Source organism: Altererythrobacter sp. TH136, assembly GCF_007065885.1.
Lineage (GTDB): Bacteria > Pseudomonadota > Alphaproteobacteria > Sphingomonadales > Sphingomonadaceae > Tsuneonella.
Genome location: NZ_CP041409.1, coordinates 1,192,253 through 1,217,748, shown reverse-complemented (window position 1 = coordinate 1,217,748; position 25,496 = coordinate 1,192,253). Strand labels below are relative to the sequence as shown.

The following is a 25,496-nucleotide window of genomic DNA, read 5'->3' as shown; positions in this document are numbered from 1 at the left end:
GCGGTATCTCGGCCCACAGGTGAGGGTTCCCCGCGCGGACCTGTCCTGAGGGGTGCGCAGAGTGGAACACCGCGTGGGCCCCTAGGCCTCGGATCAACGCTCGGCCCGCGCCGCCCTCCTGCCAACAAGCACGATCGTCTGAAGCCGGGGCAATAGCAGGAGGAGCGCCGCCAGGTCCTCGACGCCCACCCGCAGCTCCGCCGGGGTGACCTTGATCGTCCCGTTCCAGCCGGGGATCACGTTCCAGACAACCGACTTCCGCCGGTCGACGCCCGCCTCACGATAGAACCAGAAGGACGCCTCCGCGGTGGGGTCGTCGTTGTCGCGGCTGATGAAGCCCGAGCCCTGCCTGAGGCCCTTACCGGTCGGAACCGTCATCGGCCCCGGCTTCTCCAGCAGAAACAGAATTGCCGCATCAACGCCGCCATCGGCCGGGTCGAAGTAGGGGTACTCGCTACCGTCCCTCGCTCGGAATGCGTGGACTAGCTCCGTGAGAGGGGCGATGTGGGGCTCGCCCAGTGCGGCCAACCTTTCGGCCCGGACGGCCGGGTTCCTCATGGCTCTCGAGTGCTCAGGCAAAACCAGCATGACTGAGATTTAGTGCGAACTGCGGCAAAGGCACACGAACTTTTCGCTTTTCCATTTTCCTAACTCCTCGCAATTAGCTTCAGTCGAAATGTTGAGGGGGATCAAATGCGTAGGTTACTGTTGACGACACTCGCGCTCGCCACAGGGCAAGCTGCAACCGCTCAGGACGCGGCGTCGCTCAGCCTCGTCTGCTTCGGCGACGGCGCCGCGAACAAGCAGCGCGGCGGGGCATTCAACGCCTGGAACAGTTACGGTGACTCCGCGAGCGGGACGGTCACGCAGAACTCGCGAGAAGGGTTCGCGGATCAGGTCAACGTTCAGATCACGGGGTCGGAAGGTCAGTTGCGGATGCCGCGCGCAATGCTGCCGATGCTCAGGGGCGGTAAAGACGGCTGGTTCACGCTGAAGAACATCAAGGTCACCGACGCGGACATAACCGGCTCGGTCGCGGTCAACCCGATCAACAACCCCAAGATGCGCATCGACCGCTTCACCGGCGTGATCAACCTGTCCGGAAAGGCGGGCGACTTCGTGGGCAAGTGCCAGGCGTACGATCCGAGCAAGGCCGAGAGGCAGTTCTAACGTGCGATCGCTCGCTTTCCTCCTAGCGCTTGCCGCGACAACTTCGGCTCAGGCCGGCACGCTCAGCGGGCAGCCGCAGGTTATCGACGGGGACACCCTCGAAATCTCCGGGCAGCGCGTCCGTCTCTTCGGCATCGACGCCCCGGAGCTCTCTCAAACGTGCAACCGCAGCGGGCAAGCCTGGGAGTGCGGCAAGGCGGCGCGCGAACACCTGGCGGGCATGATCTCTACCGCACAGGTGACGTGTTCCGGCGCAGAGAAAGACACCTACGGGCGGCTGGTGGCCGTCTGCCAGGTAAGTGGCGTGGACCTCAATGGGGGCGATGGTCGCGGAGGGTTGGGCTACTGCGTTCCGCCGATACAGCGACCGCTACCTAGCTGATGAGGCAAGAGCACAAGCGGCCAAGCTCGGCATCTGGAGCTCGAGCTTCGTCCGGCCCGAAGAATACCGCACCGCGGTGAGCACGCCGGCAGAGGCGCGCGGCTCTCCGCAGAGGTACGCGACGCCCGCTCGCGCGAACGCCGCCCCGTCTCAAGGGTGCGTGATCAAAGGAAACCACAGCCGGCGAGGCGAGTGGATCTACCATCTGCCGGGGATGCCCTACTACGCCCAGACCCGGGCCGAGGCGATGTTCTGCAGCGAGGCCGAAGCGCGGGCGGCTGGGTATCGGCGCGCGATCGTTCGGTGAGGCAATGACGTGAAAGGTAGAGTAATGCAGCTTTGGAAGATTGGGCTGTGCTTGGTCGCACTGTCGTCTCCGGCGTTGGCTGACCGGCTGATCGACGAACGGAAGAAGCCTCCAGAATTCACAGCTGAGGTCGCGGGTCCTAGCATCTTTGACCTCGAGCGCTGCGTGATCGAGTATGTAAACATCGGGAAGCCGTGGGTTTATCGTCAACCTGATCGGCCGGGGGAGGTTATGCTGGTCTGGGACAGTAGAGAGTTTGGCAACACGACAATTCTCGAATTGAAAGGCACCGAGAAGGTCGCCGCCAGATTCTGGGGCAAGAATAAGATGTGGGAAGTCTTTCAACAATGCGCAGCAGACTTGGGTGCTCACAGCTCTCACTGAAACCTTTCAAAGGCAGTTGCTGCTGTGAGCGCTACACTCCGGCAATCTAACATTCGCGGGCGACAGTGCAGCATGGCAGCACGAGCGCGGTGCCAGTTTCTGAGGGCCCACTAAATGATCACCGACTGGGAGCTGTGGGCCTGCGCCAACTCCTACGTTGCACGCTACCAGGAAGACGCCCCGGTGCTGGCGGCAATCCGGTGCGATGAGTTGCTCGAGCAAAGGAACTTGGCCGGCGTCCGCACCTTCCAGGCGATCATCGAGCGCATTCACAAGCTGCTCGACAAGTGATCCGGCGAACAATGCCTTCACTGACTTCAGCCGCGGAAAATCGGGTATCTTATATAGAAAGCTAGAAGGCTTCCCCCCCAATTCGGACTTTCAACGCGGCGGAATTTCTAAAAGAAACGCAGGTTGCACGCCGAGGGCGTCAGCCAGCCGGCCCAACGTCCGTACAGTCGGGTTGCGCTGGCCTCTCTCAAGATCGCTGATGTAGCCGCGCTCCATCCCGACTTCGTGTGCCAGTTGCTCTTGGGTCATGCCCCTGAGCTTGCGATGGCGCCGCACGTTCGCACCAAAAAGCTGCACCACGTCCATGTGAAGAGGTGGCCGCAAGACGCTCCCCGCGTCTGTACACCAATCGTGTCATTTTAACTCGCGTTCCCCGTCGCTTCCGATAACTCGGTCCAGGCGACGGCTCACGCCGTTCAAGGAGCATCACCATGAGAAGCCGAACCATCCTCGCCACCGCCTCCGTGATCGCATTGGCCGCGGGCACTCTTTACCTATGGGATCAAGGCGGGGTCCTATCGGGGCCGCCGACAATGACGCCTGCCGGCGAAACAACGGATGACAGCTGGATCGTTAAGCGGCGGTCCGTCGATTACGAAGCAATCATCAAAAGCGTCCTCGCGGAGAAGGCGAGTTTCCTTACCCTAACCTTGGCACAAGATATCGTGCGCGATCGGCACCTTGAGAAGTCCATTGCCTACACACCGCTGCCCGCTTCAAGGGCGCGCGTTCGGGTCAAGTATCACGTGGAGTATCCCATCGGGTTTAACCTGGCGCCGGGCAACTTCGCTGTTTCTGGCGGACCCGACCGGTTGGTTATAACCCTCCGTCGGCCTCAGCTCGTCGCCCAGCCTTCTGTGCGACTGAAGAGCTACCAAGTCCTGGATTCAGGCTACCTGATTGACGAGAAAACCGCACTACTGAAGCTGCAGCAGCGCATTCAGCCGGAGGCCGTCGCTAAGTCACGCGCGATACTAAAGCGGCGTGACATCTTGCCCCGCAGCGAAAAAGTGCTGCGTGGTTTCCTAAATCCTATTTTGAAGCAGCAGGCCGGCGGCGAACCGGCGCCGCAGATCGAATTCCGTTACCGATAGACTAACAATCCAACAGCATTCCCCCGAGGGCCCGTGGAGCAACTCCGCGGGCCCTTTTTCTTTGCCTACGAAAGGGACCCCTATGTCCATCGCAATACGAACTGCGGCCCAGCTGGCCGCACTCCTTGAACAACCGCCCGACTACGTAGCGAGCGGCATTCTGCTCGACCACGTTGCACGACTCACTGAATACGAAGGCTACAGCCCGGAAGAGCTTGCCCACTTCCTTATCGTCTGCCCTGGCGATGAGCTTTGCGACGTCAATCGGGTGCTCGGATTCGATCTCGCCGCCACGCCACCGGAATACGTCGATCCACACGACGGCTGGTACGAGATGGCGGTAGTAATTTCCGACGCCGGGTTCGGGTGGGTCATCCTGATCAAGGACGATCCTGCCGTGGACGCCGCGTTGCTCAGCATCTGCCGGGATCACGTCCAGCCGGCCTGAATCGAGCGGCACCTAACCCGACAATCAGCAGCGCTCAGGCACCCGCCTCGAGCGCATTTTTGTGCCTGCCTGAAAGGATATCCAATGACCTATGTGATCTACGACGATGCCACGCTTGAAGCGGCGCTGGCCACACCACTCGACGCCAACCTTCGCGATCTCGTCAACCGCATCGTTTCCCACGCCCGCATGTCCGGCTTGTGGGGGCTGACCTGCATTGCGGTTCTCGAACCCGTCGACGGCAAAGAAGATCTTGAGCAACTCCTGGGCTTCGACCCGATGACCGGCCCGCTGGGTGATGCTGATGGCGAGTTCACGCCTTGGTGGGATTGGCTTGAGCACCACCCAGGCTATTTCGAAGTGCTCCACACCACGGGGACGGAATTTGCCTACTTTGTGTTGGTGCCAGACTTTGGTCCGGACCCGGCGGGGCTGGCCGAGCTGTGCCGTCGGAATTCCGGCACTCTGGAATCCTGAAAAGTCTGAAACTGTGGAGAGGGCGTAGCAACCCCTCTCTATGAATATCAGGCTTCCGATTGGGCACGCACCCCGTCCCTTCTAGCAGCTCTAGTTATCAGTGATCACGGCTGCACTATTTTATACACACAAATAGGAAGAACCATCGCCATTGGACCAATGCATACAATCATTAGTCAAGTATAAACAGATCGGGCCGGTACACAGTGCTCGATCAATGGATCCATTGACCCGCAGCCGAGCTTTCGACTTCTCCTAAGGTGTCCGGCCCATTGGGGCCGGCACCAACCACTGCCTATGCGCACGCCAGCGCCTTTCAGATCAGCCCTACTGGGGCCGCAGCAGTGAGTTCATCATGTCTCAATCTATCAATACCAGCGTGTCCGACGCCATGCAGTTCTGGACTGAGTTCGGCTTCCAGGTGCAGCATTCACCCACTCCTTCTCTGTCACCTGTGGTGCAAGCCATCGTGCCTCCCGGTTACGTGGCGATAGTCGCCAAGGGCGCTCAAGCGATCGCCCAACAAGCCCAGGCGCTCCGGGCCATCGGCATCCCCCCAGCCCTTTGGAGCGACACTGGGATCGACAGCAAGACAGCCGTGTTCAAATTGTCGCCCTCAGTCCTGATCGACGATCTACGCAGTTGCGTGGGCGATCGGGTCAAAGTCGTCGGTCCCGGAGGCGTTATCCCGCTTCCCGCGGGCCGCTATCTAGCGCCGTCGGACCACGTACTAAGTATTGCCGATCTATCGGTGCTCGACACGCTTGATGCTTATAGGGCAACGCCAGAACCTCCGAGCGCACCCACGGCGACGCCCGCCGCCAAAGGACCTCTCTCGAAGTTCAGCTTGCTCGGACAGGGCTCAACGCTTGAAGGCAGTGCCCAACCGAGTCACGCGATCTTGGGTGGCGCAATTCTCGCCGGACAGGCCACGGCCATTTACGCGGCGCCAAATGTCGGCAAGACGCTTATCCTGCTCCATCTTCTCTCTGAAGCAGTCGAAGCTGGCCGCATTCATCCTTCGACGACTTACTATGTGAACGCCGACGACAGCAGCAAAGGCATGGCCGAGAAGCTGGTGTTGCTCGACGATCTGGGCGTTCACACCTTGGTACCGGGCTACGAAGGTTTCTCACCGGCGAAACTCAATGAATCGCTCGCCAAGATGGTCAGGGACGACCTGTGCCGAGGCGTGGTTGTCGCCGTGGATACGCTTAAGAAGTTCGCCGATCTTATGGATAAGAAGGCTGCCGCTGCCTTCGGGGATCTCGTCAGGCAGTTCGTACTGAAGGGCGGCACACTGATTGCGCTGGCACACACGAGAAAGAACGCCAATCCCAACGGGCAGCTTGTGTACGGCGGTACAACCGACATCGTCGAAGACTTCGACGCGGCTTGCCTTTTGGTGCCGTCGCCGAATCTTTCCCCGCGCGGCGAGAAAGTTGTGCAATTCCAATTTCTCAAACGCCGCGGGCCGAACGCTGACGAGGCGTACGCCTACGCTCCGGACCCCGAACTATCCTACTCCGAGCGGCTGGCCTCCGTCCGATCGATCGATGCCGAAGATCTCGACAAGTTTGCAGAGACGGACACCCGCCTTGCAGACGACAAGCTTATTGCTGTCATCAAGGAGTGTATCGAGGCGGGTTTCGTGCAGAAGATGAAGCTCGTCAGGGAGGTCGCCGAGCGTACCCGCGTCAGCCGGCGTTCGGTGATGCAGGTGTTGGAACGCTACACCGGCGACGATCTCGAAAAGCACCACTGGGACTATTCGGTACGGGACCGGGGCGCGATGGTGTTTAGGCTGCTAGATTGGACAGCTCCCGACTAGCGGCTCGGGCCGCAGGTTTCAGAATTCCAGGATTCCACCTGCCCCCAGGTTCTCGCGGTTCGCTCGCTGTAGCTTGCGGGAGCGGCTGCCGCCCGACCCTTCGCAGTTCGCCTTTTCACTAAGCCTGGGGCCGCTCGGCCACTCCACCCGTACCCGGACCCCGCCCGCGGCGACGCGGCGCTCTTGGGTTCGGCAATCATCGCATTTCACAGAAAGGAACGGCCCATGGCCAAGCTTAAACTGACCTCGGCATTCTGCCGGGAAGTTACCTGCCCACCACATAAGCGTAAGGAAGTGTACCGGTGCACTGAACAAACCGGATTCGGGATCGAGATCAGGGCCACATCGAAGACGTACTGGCTCTACTACACGACCCCCCACGGGAATGCCGCGCAGATCAAACTGGGCGGCCATTCGGACATTACCTTCGACCAGGCGAAGCGCGCGGCGAAGGAGCTGCGATCCAAGATCGTCCTGGGCGGCAACCCCGCCGAGGAAAAGGCGAACCGGAAGGCTGTCGCATCGTTCAAGGAACTCGCCGGCATGCACGTCGAGCACGCGGAGGGGCATCTGCGTTCGCATGCCTGCGTCGAGTTGGCCCACCGTCGCTATCTGATTCCGAAGTTCGGGAAGCTGCGCATCGATCAGGTGACCACACAAGCGATCGAAAACTACCTCGCCGAGCTTCGCCAGCGGCTGGCGCCCGCCTCAGTGGATCGCCTGCGCCTGGTGATGCACCGCAGCTACAAGCTCGCACAGGGCTGGGGGCTACCGGGCTCTGATCGCAACCCGGTCTCCGCGGTGGCGAGGCCGCGCTACGACAACAAAAGGACCTGCTTGCTTACACCCGCCGAGGTCAACCGGCTGCTGGGTGCCTCCGGCCGTTCAGCCAATCCCCTGCTAAAGCCGATCGTTCAGATCCTCCTCGGGACGGCCGCGCGTCGCGGCGAAGCGCTTAATGCGAAGTGGGAGCACATCGACTTCGACCGTGAAGAATGGCTCATCCCGCACACCAAGAACGGGCACCCCCGCCGGGTGCCGCTGAGTAAGGCGGTCATGGCCACGATCAAGGCCCTGCCGCGCACCAGTGATTGGCTGCTGGCGAATCCGGCGACGGGTAAACCTTTCGATAACATCAAGCGCGCCTGGAGGACCGCTTGCATCGAGGCTCGCCTGCCGGACCTGCACATCCACGACCTGCGGCACGCCGCGATCGGCGCGATGATCAACAACGGGGTCTCGCTTCACGTCGCGGGCAAGGTGGCGGGCCACCTGAGGTCCGAGAGCACCGCTCGTTACGCCTATGTGAGTGACAGCTCGCTCGCCGCGGCGGTGGAGGCGGGCGCCGACAACCTCATGTTGGGAGGCGCAAGATGACGCCCAGCACCGGACCGGCTCAGTCGGGCACAGACGCACTGTTCCTCCGCCTGCGGGACCTTGAGCGGCACCTGGCGAGTGCCGGGGTCAACAAGCACGACCGGGTGCACATGCTGATCAACGCGTGCATCGGCGAGGGCATCGACACCGGATGCCGCATTGTCGGCGTGCTGGCCGCGCTGGGCTTCAACCGGCAACACGCGGGCATCACGCTGAAGGCCGGACTGAAGTGCGAACCCGAGTGGCCCAACTGGGGCCGAAGCGGGGACGGCAGATACTACGCGCCGCCGGAGCCGCCGGTCGACGCCTAACACTACACCCCCACACGGCCTGGCGCTGTGTGGGGGTGCTTTCTTCCCGCCTATTTTTTTAACTGCGCGGGGGAGCTGCAGGCCAATCCAAAGTGTGTCCGGCAAGCGCCATTACAGCCCGGCGACGATTTCCTCGGCGCGACCGAATAGCGCCGGATCGATCGACAAGCCCGATGCCGCGGCATTCTCATCGAGTTGCTCAGGACGGCTTGCGCCAACGATCGCGGAGGCCACGTTGGGCTCGCGCAGAACCCAGGCCAGCGCGAACTGCGAGAGCGTGCAGCCGGCTTCGTGCGCGATGGGCTTGAGCTTCTGCACCACTTCCAGAACCTCGGGGCGGAGCCAGCTCTGCATCATCGTGCCCATTTCGTCGCTGGTGGCTCTAGTGCCGGCCGGCAGAGGCTGACCAGGCGTGTACTTGCCCGAAAGCACGCCCTGAGCGAGCGGGGACCAGACTATCTGCGAAATGCCGTTCGCCGCGCACAGCGGGACGACCTTGGCTTCCGGACGCCGGAAGAGGAGCGAGTACTGAGGCTGGCTCGATACGAACCGCTCGACGCCCGGGATCGCCAACGCATCCTCAATGTTCTTGGGCGACCACTCGCTGAACCCGATGTAGCGCACCTTACCCTGCCGGGTGATCTCGGTCAGCGCCTCCATCGTCTCCTCAAGCGGCGTTTCTATGTCGAAGCGATGGCATTGGTAGAGGTCGACGTAGTCCGTGCGCAATCGCTGAAGCGAGGCGTCGATCTGTTTCAGGATCTGTGCACGCGACAAGCCTTTGTCGGTGTCGCTCATTGGCGCAAAGAGCTTGGTCGCCAGGACATAGGAATCCCGCGGGCGTCCTTCGAGCATCTCGCCAAGTACGGTCTCCGCCTTGCCGCGACCGTAGACGTTCGCAGTGTCGATGAAGTTGATCCCCAGATCGAACGCACGGTCGAGGCACGCTCGGGTCTGCACCGCCTCGACGCCGACCCCGTAGGTGAGCCAGGAGCCTAGGGAGATTTCGGAGACTTCAAGATCACTGCTGCCAAGCTTCCGGTACTTCATAAAATCTTCCTCGATTGGGGGAGCGGTTCGTGTCGGAGCCGCTATAGCGCTAGCCCTTCCTTGATCATTGAACCGCGGCACGGATCACTGCGATGGTTTCCTCCGGCATATCCCACATCGGGAAGTGGCCGCTGGCTTCGAACCAGTGCAGCTCCGCGGAGGGGAAAGCCAGTTTGGCCCGCGCCGCCTGCCTCGGAAGGCACAGCCGGTCGCGCCGGCCCCATCCGATCACGAGACGGCGGCTGGGGTCGGCCGCGGGGCCAGTCTGCTCCGGACCGTCGCCAAGGTCTCGGACGAGTGCGTCGAACGTCGAGGTGGCGCTGAGGCTCGCCAGTTCGGTCTCAACGAGCTTCGGATCGAGCTTCCAGGGGCGCGCGGACAGCTGTGCGAGCAGAGCACTGCGCGAGGCGGCGTTTCGGCTCAGCACGGGCAGGGCGGGGCGGATCGCCCGGACCAGGCGCCCCGAAGCTCCTATGGTGGTCTTGAAGAAGGTCCGCTCCCACCCGCGCCAGAAGCCCCCCGGATCGAGCGCAACAACGTTTCCGACTTTGCCTCGCCGGGCCAGCTCGAGCACAATCCGGGCGCCCATCGAGCTGCCCGCGACGTCGACCCCCGCCAAGTCCTTGTCGGCGATGTAGCGCTCAACGCTCCCCACCAGACCATGGAACGTCCCGCTGTCGGCTTCCGCTGGCGTGGCGCCGTGCCCGGGCAGATCGACCGCGATGACCGTCCGTTCCGCGCTCAGGGCATCGATGACGGTGCTCCACGACCGCCAGCTTCCGCCCAGGCCGTGGATCAGCAGGAGCTTGGGGCCGGAGCCGCGTTGGATCTGGTGCAAAGCCGTGCTCCTTCGTTGGAACACCAACGATCACGACCGGCTTGCGGGCCCCGCCTTCAGATGACGATTAGGATGCCTTCTTCTGGCGGCCGCGCTTTTGGCCGGGCTTGCGGCCGAGGCCGATCTGCACGGCGAGATCCCGCCGCCTCTCGGCATACTCGGGCGCGACCATCGGGTAGTCCGCGCCAAGCCCCCAGCGCTCCCGATAGATCGCCGGGGTCATGCCGTGGTCGGTCATCAGGTGGCGCTTGAGCATCTTCATCTTCTTGCCGTCCTCGAGGCAGACGAGGTGGTCCCTCTTTACGGAGGCCCGCACCGATACCGCGGGCTCCGGACGAGCTTCAGGGGCTTCCACAGGGGTGCCTAGGCCTGACAGCGCCTGGTGGACCGTCGCAATGAGCGCGGGTACGTCCGCCACGCGAACGTCGTTGTTGCTCACGTGCGCGGCGACAATGTCGGCGGTCAGCGTGATAAGCATCTCGCTCGTATCGGTGTTGATGTTATCCATGGGGTGTCCTTGCGATCACATTAAGTCGCGGCCCGAATAGGGAGGGGCGCCGCTAGCGCAAACCTTTCCTAAAGGCGGCGGGACACCAATGGCGCCCCGCCGTGCTGATTACTTAGCCATGTCCACTGCAGTCCACTGCGCATCATCAATGAAAGTGCGGTATTTCTCGTATCCCGCGACAGCAGCGTCCCCCTGTTTCTTGCTGAAGGCCGCGTACATCTCTTTCTCGATTGCCTTGTCCCTGGCCTTGTCCGCGTCGAGATTCGCCGAGGTGGGTGAGTGGGTCATGATCATCACGTTCGGCGAACCCTTCACGTAGCCGTTCCGTACCATGAACTTGTAATCATCGATCATACCGCGCCGCTTGAGTACTTCGAAGCCGCTGACCTGAGACGTGCGGAGACCCGTCAAATAATCGTCGACATGGTTGGGATCGACCTCGATTGCGTTGATCTGCCAGTAGCCCTTCTGCGGCGTGTAATCGACGTAAGGCTCCGCAAGTGCCGGCACAGACATGGCCATAAGACCCGCTGCCAATAGAGCGCTTGATAGTCTCTTCATTGATTTAACTCCCCCTGTGCCGACTCGGCAGCACGACCCCGAGTAGAGAACAACACAGTTTTGAGCGCACAGCAAGGCGCGCGGCTCAGGGCGAAGGAAGGGTACTTAATTTGCCAATTAATCTCGGCCCAATGGTTAAGACTAGGGCCGGGAGAACCGCCTCAATTGATGGGAGAGTGCGCTCGTCGTAACTTCCTCTCCGCGGCATCTTTTGGGGGTATGGTCCGAATTATCGCGGCATACTCAGCCACCAGAACAAAAATCCAGAACTCGAACCCAGCCCAGTCGCTGGTGAGGATGCCTTTTAGGACATCCGCTAAAAGCAAAAAGACAGCAAGCAACCGGAAAAACATGAAGCTCGCCGTCGGCTGGTCCGCGCGACGAGCGGCCGAGATCATCATAATCAAGCTCAATGCGCCCCACAGGAGAGACCCCACGAGCGTTTCCGCGCGGTAGAACCCGTCCAGGGCCGCGATGAACCAGAAGAGGCGGGAAACGGCAAACTGGCTCTGGCGGGTGATTTGGCAAAACTTGACGATTGGCGGGACGAAAAGAGTCCGACCGATCCAGTGGTCGATCTTGGCGAAAATCATAGGCTTCCATAGCGGCGCCCGCGGACCTTGCCACCTAGGCAAAGATCGTTGCGACCGTAAACAGGTAACGAGACGGCAGACTCCTGCAGCCCGTCTGTGACCACAAAGACCCTTACGCGTCAGCCGTGTGAGGGTTCGAGAGCTGGATGAACTCGCGCATCGCGCAGCTCTTCGTAAAGCTCGGGCGCAACATCCACGTAGGAGTAATGCCGGCCGCCCTTGAACGTGAGCCTCAGGCTTCGCGTGCCTGCGTCATACGTGATTCCTTGGATGACGGAGCAAGAGGTGGCTTCGGGGATTGGCATGTCCAAAGAAGTGCTCGCTGGAATCGCCCGTTCCACCTTGCGCGCTGAAGCGAATCCGTTTTGCGCCAAGGCGAGTCCGTCCCGGGGAAGGAACCCCGTCTTGGCGGTTAGGTTGACTCCGCCGTGGCGCGTATCTCAGATCAACGCCGGAAGGCGTCTAATCGCAAAGCGGCGATCGCTCCCGCCCTGGCTGAGGCTGAGCACTTTCATGCTTGCCCAGCGTGCGGCGAACTTGTCGATCGGCGCAATTTAGGCGACGTCGTATATCACGAGCAGCCGGACCACGGGCCGCTCGCGTCCGGACCGACCCCGGCCGTCCTGCGCTTTGTTGAGCCGCTGCTGCCAACCCTGGCCGACACCCCGCCGGAGCGAGACGGCTGGATCCACGAGATCAAGTACGACGGCTACCGGACCCAGATCCACATCGCTGAAGGGGTGGTGCGCGCCTATACCCGCAACGCGCACGACTGGACGGAACGCTACCACCCGTTGGTGCATGCGGCAGAGTGTCTTCCATGCGCCAGTGCAATCCTGGACGGCGAAGTGATCGTGCAGGACGCGAAAGGCCGAAGCGACTTTGCCAGCCTGCGGGCTACCATCGCCCAGCGGCCTCACGAGCTGGTGTTCATGGCATTCGACCTACTGCACCTCGATGGGCGCGACTTGCGCAACCAGCCAATCGAGGAAAGGCGTGCAGCCCTCGAAAGGCTGATCGGACCGGTGAACCCTTCACAGCCAATCCACTTCAGCGAAGGCATCGTTGGCAAAGGTGCCGACCTGTTTAAAGCTGCTGATCGCATGGGGCTTGAAGGCATCGTCTCCAAGAAACTCGGAAGCCGCTACACAAGCGGGTACTCGAAGCGTTGGCTGAAGACCAAAACCTTCACTCAGGAAGAATTCCTAGTCATCGGCACCAGCAAAGGCGACCGGGCGCCGGTGGCGCTACTGGCCCGTGAGAAAGAAGGCGGTCTCGAATACGCCGGCGGCGCGATGGTGACGCTATCGCACCCGGCGCGCGACCGTTTCTGGCAAGCCGCCGAGACCCTGCGAACAGACAAACCCATCCTGCCAATGGAGCCTCGAAAGGAGACCGGCTGGCTGCTGCCTGGGCTACGAGTGCGCGTCAAAACTTTGCGGGGCGAGGAGCTTGCCCGCCACGCGACGGTGATCGAGGTCGTAGAACCTGCGCATGCCTTTCGGACCGCCCGAACGGCTCGTTCTTCCGAGCCCCACATGCGCTCGCCAAACATCGATCGGGCGACCCTCAGAGAGTATTACGCCGCGCTGGCGCCGGTGATGCTGAAGTGGGTCGCGCGGCGCCCCCTGAACCTCGTTCGCTGCTCGGGCCGCAGTTGCTGGTTCCAGCGTAATCTCAATCATCCGCCCACTGATCCTGGCACTTTTGGCAAGGCCGTCGCACGCATGCCGATAATGCAGAAGAATGGCCGCACAGAGGACTACCTCCACGTTGAGGACACTCGAGGCGTTTTAGAGTGCGTCGAGGCTGATACAGTGGAGTTCCACGGCTGGGGCAGCCTGGTGACGAATGTGGAAGCGCCCGATCGGCTTGTGATCGACCTCGATCCGGACGAAGGCCTGGACTTCGAAGCGGTTCGGGAAGCAGCTCTGATTGTGCGTGACGCGCTCGAGCAGCTCAATCTCGCCAGCTTCCCGCTGCTGACCGGCGGTAAGGGCGTCCACGTCGTTGTACCATTGATCCCGCAGGCCGATTGGGAAGCGGTGCGTGGTTTTGCGCTCAGCTTGTGTACTGCGCTTTCCGAGCTGTCTCCAGATCGCTTCACGGTCGCGCTGCTTAAAAAGGAGCGGGCGGGGCGCATCTTCCTCGACTATCTGCGAAACGGCAGGACGGCGACCGCGGTGCTGCCCTATTCGGTCCGTGCCAGGAAGGGCGCGCCAGTTGCTGCACCAGTGACTTGGAGTGAACTTAAGAAAATCGATAGCGCTGCGGCGTTCACCACTAGGGACGCAGCCCAACTGATCAAACGTGCCAACTCCAAGGCGCTGGCCGGCTGGGGCCAAGTCGACCAACTCTTACCCGGCCAGCTTTCGTAGGGCTGCTGCTTGACGGCCGCCTGGTGAAGATAGCGGTCATCGTTTTCATCGTTGACGCATGTTAGTTGGCGGACTGTCGTGGCCAAATTAGCATGCTCGCGCGTGAGTAGCACTTCTGAGAACGTCCCCGGCTGCGTTAAACGCCACGCGCACCTGTGAGCGATCGGGGGAAGTGATGCCGCAGCGGATAAGGATGTTTCCGTTATTCCGGGTTCAGAGCAGAGCTATCAAAAAGTGCACCGTGTAATACGCCGCAGGCACCAACCCCACGAACAGCAGCATCAAAAATTCAAGCTCAGTTCGATCGAGACGACGCATGCCCCCAGCTACTCATGCTGGCACACTGTAGGAAAGTGGTTTCGCGATTCACGACCTTGCAGGCTGTTCCGCTTTCGTTCTAGCCCAGGTGGATGGGCTTCCGGCATTGCGAAGATGGGCTATTGGCTCAAGCTGAGCTGCAAGTGTGGGCATGTTCGCCGATGCAATCCGGACAAGTTGCTAGAGCGCCTTATGAGGCGCGGGGCGGACACGCGGCTTAGCCACTTGGCCAAGAACTTGAAGTGCGGAAAATGTGGGCGAAAGGACTTCGACGCCGCCCATTGCGAAGGTCCGCTAATAACCTCGCGCTGACCTAAGCCGCCTGTCCGCAAGCGACCCAAAGCAGACTTTGGGGCGCGGACAGGCGAGACATCATTGGCGTGAATGGGTCCGGGCAATATGAGGTCTGAAACCCGCAGGAGCCAATATGACATCGTTTGCTGACCCGCTGACCTTGCCGAACGGGCAGTCCTTGAAGAACCGGCTCTGCAAAGCTGCGATGACTGAGGGTCTAGCTGACGCTGCGGGCCGTCCGTCGGACGGACTAATCCGCCTCTATGGACGCTGGGCGAACGGTGGCATCGGTCTACTTCTGACCGGCAATATCCAAGTTGACCGAACGCACCTTGAGCGGGCGGGTAACGTCATCATCGACCGCGAACCTGACGACCTGATGCGAGAACGTCTCGCGGCATTCGCGCAGGCCGGGAAGACCAACGGAACAGCGATGTGGGCGCAACTCTCGCACGGGGGCAGGCAGACTCCTTACAATATCAATCCCGCGCCGAAGGCACCTTCCGCAGTCGCATTCTCGCTCGGTCCTACGGCGAAGTTCGGCCAGCCGGTGGCGATGACCGCCGACGATATCGCCGATGTCCAGAGACGCTTTGTAAGCGCCGCCATTGTTGCACGCGATGCTGGGTTCGACGGCGTCCAAGTTCACGGCGCGCATGGATACCTGCTTTCCTCATTCCTCTCGCCTCGGACGAACAAGCGAGACGACCAGTGGGGTGGCACTCTGGAGAACAGGGCAAAGCTTCTGCTGGAAATCGTGCGCGCTGTCCGAAGTGCCGTGGGTGACAGCTTCGGCGTCGGTGTGAAGTTGAACTCTGCGGACTTCCAACGCGGTGGCTTCGACATCGAAGACAGCATCAAGGTAGCGGGGTGGCTGGACCAAGAGGGCATCGACCTCCTCGAAGTCTCAGGCGGGAACTATGAAGCGCCCAAGATGGCGGGCATCAGTGGCAAGGCAGACGGTGCTTATGCGGCGACGCAGGCACGAGAAGCCTACTTTCTTGAGTTCGCGCCGCGCATTCGAGGCAGTCTCAAGCGGACAAAGCTCATGGTCACAGGGGGGTTTCGAAGCGCCGCTGCGATGAACGCTGCTTTGGCCGAGGGCAGCGTAGACCTGATCGGCATCGCGCGCCCCTTGTGCGCCGCCCCGGAGTCACCGGCAGACCTTCTTTCCGGCAAGATCGATGCACTGCCACGGCTTGAACAACATTTGAGGCTCGGTCCAGCATTTCTCGGACCCAAGAGCCGTTATCAGTCGATCAAGGCGCTCAACGCTGGTGGGGCGCAAGCTTGGTTCTGCGAGCAGATGGTCCGCCTCTCGGAAGGAGGCGAACCTGATCGGTCGCGGAACATTTTGAAGGCGGCAATAGCCTACAAAAAACGAGATGCGGCAAAGGCCGCTGAGATGGACAGGTAACTTCACGCCGTCCGCTTCCCACCCAAAATCGGTCGTAGAAGCCAAGCTCCACCTCGACTGAGCGCGGACAGGCGGCTTGCTTGCTGCGTCGGCAAAAAGCTGTCGGTCTGCAAACGACCCAAAGCAGTCATCACACGAGAAAATGGAGGCCACGCCGGAGTCAGCGCTGAACGCCCCTTAAATCTCCACCTGGCTTCCAAGTTCGACGACCCGATTTGTCGGAAGTCGGAAGAACACCATCGGTGTAGCGGCATTGCGCAGCATCCATGCGAATAGCTTTTCTCGCCAGATCGCCATGCCGGGTTTCTCTGACGCAATGAGCGTCTGGCGTGAAAGGAAGAAGCTTGTCTCAACCATCGAGAAGGGCCGACCGCACATTTGCGTCCGCGCCAAGGCATCAGGGATGTCAGTCTCTTCCATGAAACCATAATTGAGGGCGACCCGGAATAGACCATCGCTGATGTCCTCAACTTGAATCTTTTCGGCCTCCGCGACGAAGGGCACGTCCCTTATCTTCACCGTCAAAATCACCACACGCTCGTGCAAGACCTTATTGTGTTTGAGGTTGTGCAAGAGAGCCGAGGGGGTGCCTTGGCCGGTGGACGTCATGAAAACAGCGGTGCCAGGCACCCGCGTCGCGCTGGTGCATGCGCTCTTCGCGAACACCTCGATCGGTAGGCTGTTATCGGTCATCGCTTGGTGCATGAGCGACCGGCCTCGTGACCAGGTGGTCAGGAGAGTGAAGATGAATACCCCCATTACCAGCGGCACCCAACCACCATCCGGAACCTTCATGAGGTTTGCACCCAGGTAAGCGACATCAAGTGTAAAGAAGATTGCGAGCAGCGGAAGCGACACCCACGGCTTCCACTTCCACAAGTGGAAGAGCACGACCGCCAAGAGCACGTTGTCGATCAGCATCGCGCCGGTCACTGCGATCCCGTAAGCGGCGGTGAGGTTTTCGGACCTTTGGAAAATCAGCACGAGCGCAATGACAGCGATCATCAACGCCCAATTGACCACCGGAACGTAGATTTGCCCAGCTGCTGCCTCGCTGGTGTGCTTGATCTGCATGCGAGGAATAAAGCCGAGCTGGATCGCTTGCTGCGTTACCGAGAACGCTCCCGTGATCACCGCTTGGCTTGCGATAATTGCTGCGGCGCTAGCGATCAGCAGCAGGGGCCATTGGAACCATTCAGGAGCCAAAAGGTAGAATGGGCTCTGCAAGCTAGTGCTGTCACGAAGCAACAGTGACGCTTGTCCAAGATAGTTCAGTGTCAGGGCGGGATAGACGAGTGTCAGCCACGACACTCTGATTGGGTTGCGGCCAAAGTGACCCATATCAGCATAAAGGGCCTCTGCCCCCGTCACAGCCAGAACCGCTGCCCCCATGGCAAGAAAGCCATGCCACGGGTCGGCCGCGAACATGATGACCGCGTAATGCGGGCTAAGGGCAGCAATGACGCCAGGCATCGCTAGTATGCTGATGGCACCGAGAGTGGCGATCGTGCCGAAATACAGCAGCATGATCGGACCAAAGAACGTGGCGACCTTAGCCGTGCCCCTGCTTTGAATGAAGAAGAGCCCGACCATGATCGCAATCACGATCGGGACAACCATGGGACCCATCGCGGGCTGGAAGATCGCTAAGCCTTCGACCGCGCCGAGCACGGATACGGCGGGGGTGATCATGCTGTCGCCGTAAAACAGAGCAGTAGCGAATACACCCAGAAGGACGACCCCGGCGGACCACTTGCGTCCGGGTGTGCTCCGGTTGATCAATGCCAGCAGCGCTAAGCTTCCGCCTTCGCCTTTGTTATCAGCGCGCATGATGATCGCGACGTATTTGATCGTAACGATTATCATCATCGACCAGAACATGAGGCTCACGATGCCGAAGACATGGAGCCTATCAAGCGGGAGCGGATGGTGGCCGCCGAATGTGTCCCGCAATGCGTAAAGCGGGCTGGTGCCGATGTCGCCGAAGACGACTCCGAGCGCACCGAGCGCGAGCTTGATCTTGCCTGATTTGCCGTGACCGTCATGCGGACTAGTCATTCTGATCTTTCGGATTGCTCCCCGCCAGAGCGGGCTTGCTTGGCTCGGTCCAGGTGCACCGCCGCTAAACGGCATTCACCTGCAATGCTTCGCAAAAGGTGGGCACGCCGGGCCGGGTCGCGCTCGCTCGCAAGAGCCGCCTCATATCGATCAGCTGCGGCCTTGTAGGCACCAGCTAGAGCCGAATGCAGTTCCTCTGGCGGTGGAGGCTCAAGCCTTGGCACACGCGCGCCCTAGCCACCATCGCTCTGTTTTAGCAATCAGCTTTCAGATTCGCTTCGAGATCGAGCTTCCGCGGAGACCGCTGCAACGGCCGAGAGCGAAAGGTCAGCTTGTAGCCTATGCGGCCTAAAGAGACTGGCAGTCCTGGGGCAGACAGTCGATATCAAAGCCATCCCACTCGCTTGAAGCGAATGTAAAGAATGGAACAAGCTGCCAAAATCGCTGCAAGCACGACAAAGTAGCCGTATCGAGTTTGTAGCTCCGGCATATTGTCGAAGTTCATGCCGTAGATACCCGCAATGGCAGTCGGCACAGCGAGGATAGCAGCCCAAGCGGCGAGCTGCCGGGTGATGTCTCCGGTACGCTGCTGCTCAAGCAGGTTGCTGAACTCGAATACGGAACTGAGAACTTCCCTTAACGCATCCACCATGCCCTGAACTCGGCGAATATGATCAAGGACATCGCTGAAATACGGCCGGGTCTCTTCATCAATGCAAGGGAGTTGAAGCCGGACGAGCTTGGCTGCGAGTTCATTCATGGGCCCTAGCACTCGCTGAAACCGGATCAGCTCGCGGCGCAGCTTGAAAATGCGATTGATGTCGTCACGCTTCAAAAAGGCGTCGAGAGTCCGCTGCTCCATTAGGAGAACCTCATCTTCGATGGTCTCCACGAGCGGGAGGTAGCCATCGACGACAAAATCCAGGATCGCGTGCAAGACGTAGTCAACTCCGTGATTTAGCAGGGACGGTGACGCTTCGAGATGCTCGCGCAGTGGGCTGTGACTACGAGCAGAGCCGTGCCGGATTGTGATTATGTGACTGTGGCCAACGAATATTGCTGTCTCGCCATAGGCAATCTCATCCGACGCTGTGAGATGCGCTGTCCGAGCTACTACAAATAGTTGGTCTTCATAAACGTCGATCTTGGGAAGTTGATCGCCTTTGCGTGCATCCTCAACCGCGAGTGGATGTAGCTTGTAATTTCTTTGCAGTAGCTGGAGTTCTTCGTCAGTTGGGTCTGTTATTCCGATCCAAACGAACTCGGACTTGTCTTCAGGACAGTCGATCTTCTCGCTCAGGGTGACCGGTCGGACACGCCTGCCGTGTTGATACAGATAGGCAGCAACGATCGTCATAACGTCTCCAAGCCAACGAAACAGAAGCTCTTCGGCGGCCTATACCGGCGATTGCCGCAGGAAAACCTAGGTTCGCTAAGACTGCGCTGAGACTACAATGTCTGCTTTCCACCCATTCTCGGTCATTCGGTGACGTCGGCCAGAGCCTCAAAAGCAGACGCTGTTATCCGGCTTCAGGGGGAGGGGGCACCAGCAGCCAACACCGGTCGCCTGCCGACGTTGATGCACACACTTGCAAGCCGGCCAGGGTGCCCGCCATCGGGCTTGACGGGTATAGAACGGGTGACATTTTAGGGTTCCGTCCTACCAAAGTTCTTTCAATAGGAAGTTGGGCGTTGATGGTGACTGCGCAACTTGGGACAGGCTTGGGTCAGCAGCAAAAACCTTTTCCATCTGGGCTACAAACATCTGAAAACGCTCAGGTTATCGCAGGGCGATACTTGCTTTCGTAATGATGGGGTCACAGGTTCGAGTCCTGTAAGCGGCACCACTCCTCCGCAAGGCACTGGCCTCGCAGAAAAACCCCGGATTTACTGAGCCTTCAGCTTCGCCACGGTACATGGCGGAGGTACAAATTGTGGGTCTCTACATCATGCACATTTTGAAGCACCGGTCGGGGCGGCGCAGCTTTCGGCGGGTGATCCCGGAGGAGCTCAGGCCCTTCTGCGGCGGGAAGACAGAGCTCAAGGTCTCTCTGGGGCAGGAGGGCAGCCAAGGCTTCCATAGCCGTTATGAGGCTGCCGCGCAGGCTTACGAGGTCATGATCGCCACCGCTCAGCGGAAATTGGACGGCGCTTTCGATGCGCTCGATCCACCACGGATCGCTTACCTGGCCGAACTGTTCCGCTCCCAATCCCTCGAGGAGGATGACCTGGCGAGATACGACCTGGGCGAGCGGGAGCTCTATCAGAACGTATGTGCGGACCTGGAAGCTCGGGGGGCACCCGCTGCAAACTGGTCTGGCGATCCAGTGCGGCGATGGAGCGAGAAGGCACGCGAAACCACGGAGATGATGCTGGCCGTGTATCGCGACCTGCGGGCAATCGGAGACCACGAAGGATTACGGAGCTTATGGGAGGACGAGGCGGGCTATCTGATCGAAGCATCCGATTTGGTAGTCGACACGTCTCAAGTCGAAGCCATGGGCCTCCTGTACAGGGCGCTGAACGATGCAGCGATTTCAGTCTGTGAAGACAAGCTGCGACGGCTGGACGGAGACCATGTCCCCACACCGACTGAGCCGACCCCAGTCGCGGAGCTGGATCGCGCGGCCCCCGCTCACAAGCGGTCCCTCTCCCTGTTGACGATCTACGACGGTTACGCAGCGGCCCAGGGGCTGTCACCTGGCGTGCGTGACGAATGGCGGCGCTACATCGAGCGCCTGATCCAGTTCCTTGGGCATGATGATGCCACCCGCTTGACCCCAGAGAAGCTGATGGAGTGGCGCGACGACCTGTTAGCTCAACCTTCCCGGAAGGGTACGTCTCGCGATCCAGTGACGGTGCGCGACAAGTACATCACGTCTGTGCGAGCAGCTTTGGCCTGGGCTGTAGAGGAGCGGATGTTGCATGCGAACCCAGCGACGGGAGTGATCGTTCGAACTCCGAGGAAGGCCCGGCTGCGGGACCCCGATTTCACCGCTCAGGAAGCGAAGGCGATCCTCTCTGCCACCCTCGCCCCCGCGAGCCCTCGGGTCGCCGCCAGCCACGCCAGGGCCCGCCGATGGATACCATGGCTCTGCGCCTACACCGGGGCTCGTGTGAACGAGTTCAGCCAGCTCAGAAAGGAGGATGTGCAGCGGGTCGACGGCATCTGGACTGTGAGGATCACCCCTGAGGCAGGCACTGTGAAAACGAAGGAGGCTCGAGTGGTGCCTCTGCACGAGCACTTGATCGAACAAGGGTTCCTAACGATGGTCGAGGCGCAGTCAGAGGGACCGCTGTTCTATGAACCCGAGCGCCAGCGCGTCGAAGGAGACAGCAACCGCCACTTCAAGAAGGTAGGCGAGCGACTGGCCGAGTGGGTGCGCAAGGAGGTCGGCATCACTGATCCCGGCATCAAGCCGAACCACGCCTGGCGGCACACCTTCAAATCCATCTCCTACAGCGCAGGCATTGAGGAGCGCGTCGTCGATGCCATCCAGGGGCATTCTCCGAAGACCACAGGCCGCCGCTACGGGAAGCCTTCGGTGAAGGCTCTGGCCGAGGCCATTGCCAAGGTGCCCAGGTTTGAAGTGGGCGCTTTGGGGTCGGTCCCAACTCGACCGGAACCGCCTCTCGCCGCCTTGAGCTCCTCGAGAGGTAGCGGGTCGAGCTGACCCTTGCCCTTCTTGTGCGACCAGCGATGGCAGAGGGGGCATAGGATGACGAGGTCGGCCAGGGTCGTCTGCCGTGCGCCATACATGAGTGGCACGAGGTGATGGACGTCGAACATGCCGTCCAGCGGGTCGGTGAAATCGCAGCCTTCACAACCCAGGTCGCCGCCGTTCTTGTCCCGGTTCGCCTGGCGAGCATCTCTGGCGAGCTGACTGTCTCGTTCGAGTAGCTGGACCTCGCGAGAGATACGGGTTCCCTCTTCCTTGGCGTAACTCTTGGGGAGCATCGTGCCTACCTGGCGCACACTCGGGGGTTCCCTGAAGTTCGGAAGCGGGGGTAGGTCCAGAAGTCGCAGCTTGGCTCCCTGGAGGGCGTCCCAGAGGGCCTCTGTTTTTCCTTGGGGCCGGACGATGATGTCGAAGGCGTTCGCAAGGATTGTCCGGTCGGGAAGGCCAAGGTCGTTGACCAGGTGGGGAAAGCCTTCGACCTCGTAGATGTCTAAGAGCCCTGTTGCGACGGGCCACTGCGCGAGACGGCGTCGCTCCTCGGGATCGAGGTAGAAGGCCTCCATCAGCCCATAGGCCTTGCTGACCCTGGAGACGTTGAGGACGCAGCCGCCGAGGTTGTCACGCACCTGCGCCCCACCACCGATGGTTATGAGGTAGGGGCGCTCCAAGGCGTACTCCGACGCGATCCTTGACGACTGAAAGTGCTTTCGGCCCTTGAGCGCAGCGTCGCCCCTGGATGCGAAGCAGACCGCCCGACCCTTTAGTGGACCGAAAACGGCCTTCACGCCCATCAGTTCATCTACCGAGCGGACGACCTCCTCGAACGCAACCGTGCTCACTCCGCAGGCTCCGCCCCCAGCTTGGCCGCCACACTCCTGAACTTCTCGAGGGCCTCCTCAAGGTTCACGACGATCTCCGCCGCTATCTCATCAGGCGGAGGCAGGCTGTCTGGGTCGGTGGCGCTGTCGTCCCGAAGCCAGAAGATGTCGAGGTTGACCTTGTCTCGCTTCTCCAGCTCCTCATAGGTGAACTTGCGGAACCGCTCGGTCTCCTCGCGCTTGTGGCGGGCGTGCTTGGGACCGTAGCAGGTCACGAAGTTGTCCAGGTCGGCCCGGCGGATCGGGCGGGTCCTGAGGGTGAACTTCTGGTTGGTTCGGAGGTCGTAGACCCACAGAGCCTCGGTCGCCACGCGCTCGCCTGCCGGGGCCGCGTCGAAGAAGAGCACGTTGGCCTTCACACCCTGGCTGTAGAAGATGCCCGTCGGGAGCCTCAGGAGCGTGTGGAAGTCAAAATCCTTGAGCAGCTTCCGGCGCAGCGCCTCACCAGCCCCCCCCCTCAAACAGCACGTTGTCAGGGAGCACGACCGCTGCCGATCCAGTGCTCTTCAGGATGGTCATGATGTGCTGGAGGAAGTTAAGCTGCTTGTTGCCCGTGGTGACCACGAAGTCGTCGCGGACGTAGTCCTGGCGTTCGCTCTCGATCGCCCCTTCAGCGCTGACGATGCGGAAGGACTGACGCTTGCCGAAGGGCGGGTTTGTGAGGACCAGGTCGAACCGCTGACCGTCGTCAGAGAGTAGGGCGTCCTTTTGTTTCACCGGGGAGGCTGAGCCGCCGATCCCGTGGAGGTAGAGGTTCATGGCGCAGAGACGCACGACCTCCGGGACCACGTCGGTGCCGTGGAAGCTCTCCTCGCGCATCCTGCGGGCCATGGCGCGATCGCTGGCGGCAGGCTTGTGGCGCATGTGCTCATAGGCGGCCAGGAGGAAGCCTCCTGTGCCAACTGCAGGGTCACTCACAGTCTCACCAGGCTCGGGGTCGATCACCTCCACCATGGCCTCGATGACGGGGCGCGGCGTGAAGTACTGCCCGGCTCCTGACTTTACCTCGCCCGCATTGCGCTCCAGCAGGCCCTCGTAGATCGTGCCCTTCACGTCCACGTTGAGGCCCATCCAGGTCTCGCCGTCGATCAGCGATACCAGCCGCTGGAGCTTGGCCGGGTCACCGATCTTGCTCTCGGCCTTTAGAAAGAGTGTACCGACGATGTCGTCCCGCTTCGCCAGCGTCTCCAGGACCTGCTTGTAGTGCAACTCCAGCGCCGCGCCGGACTTGCCGCGCAGAGTGTCCCAGCGGCAGGTCTCGGGGATAGCTGAAGGCTCCCCCAGGAACTTGGTGCGCTCCTCGTCCATCTTGAGGAACAGCAGGAAGCTGATCTGGCCGAGGTAGTCGCCGAAGGACACACCATCGTCTCTGAGGACGTGCGCATAGCTCCAGACCTTCGCAACAAGCGTCTGTTCGTTCACTGGACGAGTTCCCCTCGGAAGGCGGCATTGAGGATGGACTGGCGGAGCTGACCGGAGTGTGCGGCCTGCAGCTCTGTCGCGCTCTGCCCGTCATTTGCTTCTTCCAGGCAGGAGCTCACTAAGGCAACGGCCGCAGCCATCTCGGAGTGAGGTGGTAAAGGCAGCCCCACCCGCCGGATGTCACCTTGGGAGACCTTCAGGATGCCAGCCGTGGACTTTGCGAGGGAAAGTAGTTGTTGGCGGACAGGCGGAGCCCCCCACATCAAGGCAATCCACTGCCAGACCACGTGGTCACCGCCGAGCCGATAACGAATTATGGTGTCGGGAAAGATCATGCCTACAGGCGGCTCTAACACCAACGAGCAGCGGCCAACTAATTTCGGCGAACCATTGGCTCTACTTACAAGTAGGTCGCCCGAACGAAGAGTGTACTGTGTCACTTCATCGGTGCGCCTTGGCAGAAAGCGGTGATTTTCCCACCTCACGCCCCCATCGCTCAGGGCATTCAGCCTAAGTGCTCGTACCTCAGTTGGCTCCGTGGCCTCTTTCACAGATAAGCCATTTCGTGAGGGCTCGACCGAGAGCGTCTCCAAGTCGGCAGTCGTCCAATTAGCTGGGATCTCGCTGAGTGCGCTCGGCACAGCCGGCAGTGGAAATCGCTTTCCCCGGTTTTTTGGATCGGCCTCCCATCGGTTCCGGCGGTCGGCCAGGATGCGCTGTAGCAGCTGCTGGCCCGTTTCAATGGTCGGGTGGGCCGCACGCCAGTCGGCAGTGAGTTCCCCCATGAAGGCAGACCTCAGGAGCGACTTGCGGTAGGTTTCTAAATCGTCCCGAGCGCGAGCCAGAGCGGCTTCCCCATCAACCAGCTCGGTGAAGAGTTCGTCGATGCGAGCCACGATACGCCGTTGGATGTCCAGGGGCGGTATGGGAACGGGGTAGTCGGCGAGGGTACGCGCTTTCACCCTCATGAGCGAACCACCTACACCCGAGACATTCATCGCCAGGAACGCGCGGAGCTGCTCCAGACGCAGGTAATGCCCTAAGAACTCCGGCAGAACCTCAGCGTTGGGCGGGAACCTAATCCATTCCGTCGATGCGATCTGCAGTAGGCCAGTCGAGGGACCGACGACCCAAACCCGGTTAATACGAGGATTGATCTTGCAGAGCAGGACATCGCCCCCGCTCACGAATTGTTTGCTCGACCCGATGCTCCTGCCGGAGACGCGTTCGGGCGAGCCAACATCGAAGCTCGGTACGCTGAAAAGCTCGAACTCCTGATCGGGCGCCTTCGCGGGGTCGACCGACTGGGAGCGGTTCCCGCTGTACCTGCCGAGCCGTTCCCAGCGCCAACCAGCTGGCAGTTCCCGAGGCACCTCGACAGGCGCACCCGCGAGGGCCCCCAAATTCTGCACGCTTGCCACTCAGCCCC

General features: G+C 60.9%; 25 protein-coding genes and 1 pseudogene. 13 read left to right on the top strand and 13 right to left on the bottom strand.

Annotated features, from left to right (window positions below; genetic code table 11):
- Positions 1 to 93: 93 nt before the first annotated feature.
- A complete protein-coding gene (locus tag C0V74_RS05975; protein ID WP_210413458.1) occupies positions 94 to 558 on the bottom strand; it encodes a uracil-DNA glycosylase in 465 nt (154 codons plus the stop codon).
- Positions 559 to 693: 135 nt separating this feature from the next.
- Between C0V74_RS05975 and C0V74_RS05970 the strand changes: the two genes are divergently transcribed.
- From C0V74_RS05970 to C0V74_RS12860, 4 genes are all read left to right on the top strand, one after another.
- Positions 694 to 1,170 carry a hypothetical protein gene (locus C0V74_RS05970; RefSeq protein ID WP_143251031.1) on the top strand — a complete coding sequence of 159 codons (477 nt, stop codon included), beginning with the start codon at positions 694 to 696 and terminating at the stop codon, positions 1,168 to 1,170.
- 314 nt (positions 1,171 to 1,484) lie between these two features.
- The gene (locus C0V74_RS05960; RefSeq protein ID WP_143251030.1) at positions 1,485 to 1,859 is read left to right on the top strand and encodes a hypothetical protein; all 375 of its coding nucleotides are present in this window, start codon (positions 1,485 to 1,487) and stop codon (positions 1,857 to 1,859) included.
- 75 nt (positions 1,860 to 1,934) lie between these two features.
- Positions 1,935 to 2,243, top strand: a complete 309-nt coding sequence (locus C0V74_RS05955; RefSeq protein ID WP_143251029.1) for a hypothetical protein — start codon at positions 1,935 to 1,937, stop codon at positions 2,241 to 2,243.
- A 114-nt stretch (positions 2,244 to 2,357) separates the two neighbouring features.
- Positions 2,358 to 2,534 (top strand): hypothetical protein, encoded by a 177-nt coding sequence (locus C0V74_RS12860; protein ID WP_168194160.1) that lies wholly within the window; start codon positions 2,358 to 2,360, stop codon positions 2,532 to 2,534.
- Positions 2,535 to 2,624: 90 nt separating this feature from the next.
- On the opposite strand, the gene C0V74_RS05950 is transcribed toward C0V74_RS12860, so the two are convergent.
- A complete protein-coding gene (locus tag C0V74_RS05950; protein ID WP_143251028.1) occupies positions 2,625 to 2,840 on the bottom strand; it encodes a helix-turn-helix transcriptional regulator in 216 nt (71 codons plus the stop codon).
- Between the two features lie 125 nt (positions 2,841 to 2,965).
- Here C0V74_RS05950 and C0V74_RS05945 point away from each other — a divergent pair, with 125 nt between their 5' ends.
- The 6 genes from C0V74_RS05945 (at position 2,966) to C0V74_RS05920 (ending at position 8,072) form a co-directional block, all read left to right on the top strand.
- Positions 2,966 to 3,628 carry a hypothetical protein gene (locus tag C0V74_RS05945; RefSeq protein WP_143251027.1) on the top strand — a complete coding sequence of 221 codons (663 nt, stop codon included), beginning with the start codon at positions 2,966 to 2,968 and terminating at the stop codon, positions 3,626 to 3,628.
- A gap of 82 nt (positions 3,629 to 3,710) precedes the next feature.
- Positions 3,711 to 4,076, top strand: a complete 366-nt coding sequence (locus C0V74_RS05940; RefSeq protein ID WP_143251026.1) for a hypothetical protein — start codon at positions 3,711 to 3,713, stop codon at positions 4,074 to 4,076.
- An 84-nt stretch (positions 4,077 to 4,160) separates the two neighbouring features.
- Complete coding sequence (locus C0V74_RS05935) at positions 4,161 to 4,553, top strand: hypothetical protein (RefSeq protein ID WP_143251025.1); 393 nt, start codon at positions 4,161 to 4,163, stop codon at positions 4,551 to 4,553.
- A 355-nt stretch (positions 4,554 to 4,908) separates the two neighbouring features.
- Positions 4,909 to 6,384, top strand: a complete 1,476-nt coding sequence (locus tag C0V74_RS05930) for an AAA family ATPase (protein WP_143251024.1) — start codon at positions 4,909 to 4,911, stop codon at positions 6,382 to 6,384.
- A 225-nt stretch (positions 6,385 to 6,609) separates the two neighbouring features.
- Positions 6,610 to 7,761 (top strand): site-specific integrase, encoded by a 1,152-nt coding sequence (locus tag C0V74_RS05925; RefSeq protein ID WP_143251023.1) that lies wholly within the window; start codon positions 6,610 to 6,612, stop codon positions 7,759 to 7,761.
- The gene (locus C0V74_RS05920; protein ID WP_143251022.1) at positions 7,758 to 8,072 is read left to right on the top strand and encodes a hypothetical protein; all 315 of its coding nucleotides are present in this window, start codon (positions 7,758 to 7,760) and stop codon (positions 8,070 to 8,072) included. The genes C0V74_RS05925 and C0V74_RS05920 overlap by 4 nt, the downstream gene beginning before the upstream one ends.
- A 111-nt stretch (positions 8,073 to 8,183) precedes the next feature.
- On the opposite strand, the gene C0V74_RS05915 is transcribed toward C0V74_RS05920, so the two are convergent.
- The 5 genes from C0V74_RS05915 to C0V74_RS05895 form a co-directional block, all read right to left on the bottom strand.
- A complete protein-coding gene (locus C0V74_RS05915; protein ID WP_143251021.1) occupies positions 8,184 to 9,122 on the bottom strand; it encodes an aldo/keto reductase family protein in 939 nt (312 codons plus the stop codon).
- 64 nt (positions 9,123 to 9,186) lie between these two features.
- On the bottom strand, positions 9,187 to 9,960 hold the full coding sequence (locus C0V74_RS05910) for an alpha/beta fold hydrolase (protein ID WP_143251020.1): 774 nt from the start codon (positions 9,958 to 9,960) through the stop codon (positions 9,187 to 9,189).
- Between the two features lie 67 nt (positions 9,961 to 10,027).
- Positions 10,028 to 10,468 carry a MucR family transcriptional regulator gene (locus tag C0V74_RS05905; RefSeq protein ID WP_143251019.1) on the bottom strand — a complete coding sequence of 147 codons (441 nt, stop codon included), beginning with the start codon at positions 10,466 to 10,468 and terminating at the stop codon, positions 10,028 to 10,030.
- 108 nt (positions 10,469 to 10,576) lie between these two features.
- A complete protein-coding gene (locus tag C0V74_RS05900; protein ID WP_143251018.1) occupies positions 10,577 to 11,029 on the bottom strand; it encodes a hypothetical protein in 453 nt (150 codons plus the stop codon).
- A 161-nt stretch (positions 11,030 to 11,190) separates the two neighbouring features.
- On the bottom strand, positions 11,191 to 11,622 hold the full coding sequence (locus tag C0V74_RS05895; RefSeq protein ID WP_143251017.1) for a hypothetical protein: 432 nt from the start codon (positions 11,620 to 11,622) through the stop codon (positions 11,191 to 11,193).
- Positions 11,623 to 12,050: 428 nt separating this feature from the next.
- Between C0V74_RS05895 and ligD the strand changes: the two genes are divergently transcribed.
- Together ligD and C0V74_RS05880 are read left to right on the top strand one after the other, a co-directional pair.
- Complete coding sequence (ligD, locus tag C0V74_RS05885) at positions 12,051 to 14,000, top strand: non-homologous end-joining DNA ligase (RefSeq protein ID WP_143251015.1); 1,950 nt, start codon at positions 12,051 to 12,053, stop codon at positions 13,998 to 14,000.
- Between the two features lie 745 nt (positions 14,001 to 14,745).
- A complete protein-coding gene (locus C0V74_RS05880; protein WP_143251014.1) occupies positions 14,746 to 16,029 on the top strand; it encodes an NADH:flavin oxidoreductase/NADH oxidase family protein in 1,284 nt (427 codons plus the stop codon).
- A gap of 177 nt (positions 16,030 to 16,206) precedes the next feature.
- Here C0V74_RS05880 and C0V74_RS05875 read toward each other — a convergent pair whose 3' ends face one another.
- Both C0V74_RS05875 and corA read right to left on the bottom strand, forming a co-directional pair.
- Positions 16,207 to 18,087: a potassium transporter Kup gene (locus tag C0V74_RS05875; RefSeq protein ID WP_143251013.1), complete on the bottom strand. Its 1,881-nt coding sequence runs from the start codon at positions 18,085 to 18,087 to the stop codon at positions 16,207 to 16,209.
- A 385-nt stretch (positions 18,088 to 18,472) separates the two neighbouring features.
- The gene (gene corA, locus C0V74_RS05870; RefSeq protein ID WP_143251012.1) at positions 18,473 to 19,444 is read right to left on the bottom strand and encodes a magnesium/cobalt transporter CorA; all 972 of its coding nucleotides are present in this window, start codon (positions 19,442 to 19,444) and stop codon (positions 18,473 to 18,475) included.
- Between the two features lie 577 nt (positions 19,445 to 20,021).
- Here corA and C0V74_RS05865 point away from each other — a divergent pair.
- The gene (locus C0V74_RS05865; protein WP_143251011.1) at positions 20,022 to 21,761 is read left to right on the top strand and encodes a tyrosine-type recombinase/integrase; all 1,740 of its coding nucleotides are present in this window, start codon (positions 20,022 to 20,024) and stop codon (positions 21,759 to 21,761) included.
- Between the two features lie 23 nt (positions 21,762 to 21,784).
- On the opposite strand, the pseudogene C0V74_RS13255 reads toward C0V74_RS05865, so the two are convergent.
- The 4 genes and pseudogenes from C0V74_RS13255 to C0V74_RS05850 form a co-directional block, all read right to left on the bottom strand.
- Positions 21,785 to 22,045 (bottom strand): annotated as a pseudogene (locus C0V74_RS13255) (HNH endonuclease); the annotation flags it as partial.
- A gap of 557 nt (positions 22,046 to 22,602) precedes the next feature.
- Positions 22,603 to 23,106: an N-6 DNA methylase gene (locus C0V74_RS13250; protein WP_282595937.1), complete on the bottom strand. Its 504-nt coding sequence runs from the start codon at positions 23,104 to 23,106 to the stop codon at positions 22,603 to 22,605.
- Positions 23,087 to 24,067 carry a class I SAM-dependent DNA methyltransferase gene (locus tag C0V74_RS13245; RefSeq protein WP_282595936.1) on the bottom strand — a complete coding sequence of 327 codons (981 nt, stop codon included), beginning with the start codon at positions 24,065 to 24,067 and terminating at the stop codon, positions 23,087 to 23,089. The genes C0V74_RS13250 and C0V74_RS13245 overlap by 20 nt, the downstream gene beginning before the upstream one ends.
- Positions 24,064 to 25,488, bottom strand: coding sequence for a restriction endonuclease subunit S (locus C0V74_RS05850; RefSeq protein ID WP_143251009.1), 1,425 nt, complete (start codon positions 25,486 to 25,488; stop codon positions 24,064 to 24,066). Before C0V74_RS05850 ends, C0V74_RS13245 begins: the two co-directional genes overlap by 4 nt.
- Positions 25,489 to 25,496 lie beyond the last annotated feature (8 nt).

Bases quoted from the DNA above. Each gene is read 5' to 3' on its own strand.
- C0V74_RS05975 (WP_210413458.1), bottom strand. From the start codon at position 558: ATGAGGAACCCGGCCGTCCGGGCCGAAAGGTTGGCCGCACTGGGCGAG.
- C0V74_RS05920 (WP_143251022.1), top strand. From the start codon at position 7,758: ATGACGCCCAGCACCGGACCGGCTCAGTCGGGCACAGACGCACTGTTC.
- C0V74_RS05880 (WP_143251014.1), top strand. From the start codon at position 14,746: ATGACATCGTTTGCTGACCCGCTGACCTTGCCGAACGGGCAGTCCTTG.
- C0V74_RS05935 (WP_143251025.1), top strand. From the start codon at position 4,161: ATGACCTATGTGATCTACGACGATGCCACGCTTGAAGCGGCGCTGGCC.
- C0V74_RS05875 (WP_143251013.1), bottom strand. From the start codon at position 18,087: ATGACTAGTCCGCATGACGGTCACGGCAAATCAGGCAAGATCAAGCTC.
- C0V74_RS05945 (WP_143251027.1), top strand. From the start codon at position 2,966: ATGAGAAGCCGAACCATCCTCGCCACCGCCTCCGTGATCGCATTGGCC.
- C0V74_RS05925 (WP_143251023.1), top strand. From the start codon at position 6,610: ATGGCCAAGCTTAAACTGACCTCGGCATTCTGCCGGGAAGTTACCTGC.
- C0V74_RS05930 (WP_143251024.1), top strand. From the start codon at position 4,909: ATGTCTCAATCTATCAATACCAGCGTGTCCGACGCCATGCAGTTCTGG.
- C0V74_RS05915 (WP_143251021.1), bottom strand. From the start codon at position 9,122: ATGAAGTACCGGAAGCTTGGCAGCAGTGATCTTGAAGTCTCCGAAATC.
- C0V74_RS12860 (WP_168194160.1), top strand. From the start codon at position 2,358: ATGATCACCGACTGGGAGCTGTGGGCCTGCGCCAACTCCTACGTTGCA.
- C0V74_RS05950 (WP_143251028.1), bottom strand. From the start codon at position 2,840: ATGGACGTGGTGCAGCTTTTTGGTGCGAACGTGCGGCGCCATCGCAAG.
- C0V74_RS05900 (WP_143251018.1), bottom strand. From the start codon at position 11,029: ATGAAGAGACTATCAAGCGCTCTATTGGCAGCGGGTCTTATGGCCATG.
- C0V74_RS05960 (WP_143251030.1), top strand. From the start codon at position 1,485: ATGGGGGCGATGGTCGCGGAGGGTTGGGCTACTGCGTTCCGCCGATAC.
- C0V74_RS05970 (WP_143251031.1), top strand. From the start codon at position 694: ATGCGTAGGTTACTGTTGACGACACTCGCGCTCGCCACAGGGCAAGCT.
- C0V74_RS05940 (WP_143251026.1), top strand. From the start codon at position 3,711: ATGTCCATCGCAATACGAACTGCGGCCCAGCTGGCCGCACTCCTTGAA.
- corA (WP_143251012.1), bottom strand. From the start codon at position 19,444: ATGACGATCGTTGCTGCCTATCTGTATCAACACGGCAGGCGTGTCCGA.
- C0V74_RS05895 (WP_143251017.1), bottom strand. From the start codon at position 11,622: ATGATTTTCGCCAAGATCGACCACTGGATCGGTCGGACTCTTTTCGTC.
- C0V74_RS05905 (WP_143251019.1), bottom strand. From the start codon at position 10,468: ATGGATAACATCAACACCGATACGAGCGAGATGCTTATCACGCTGACC.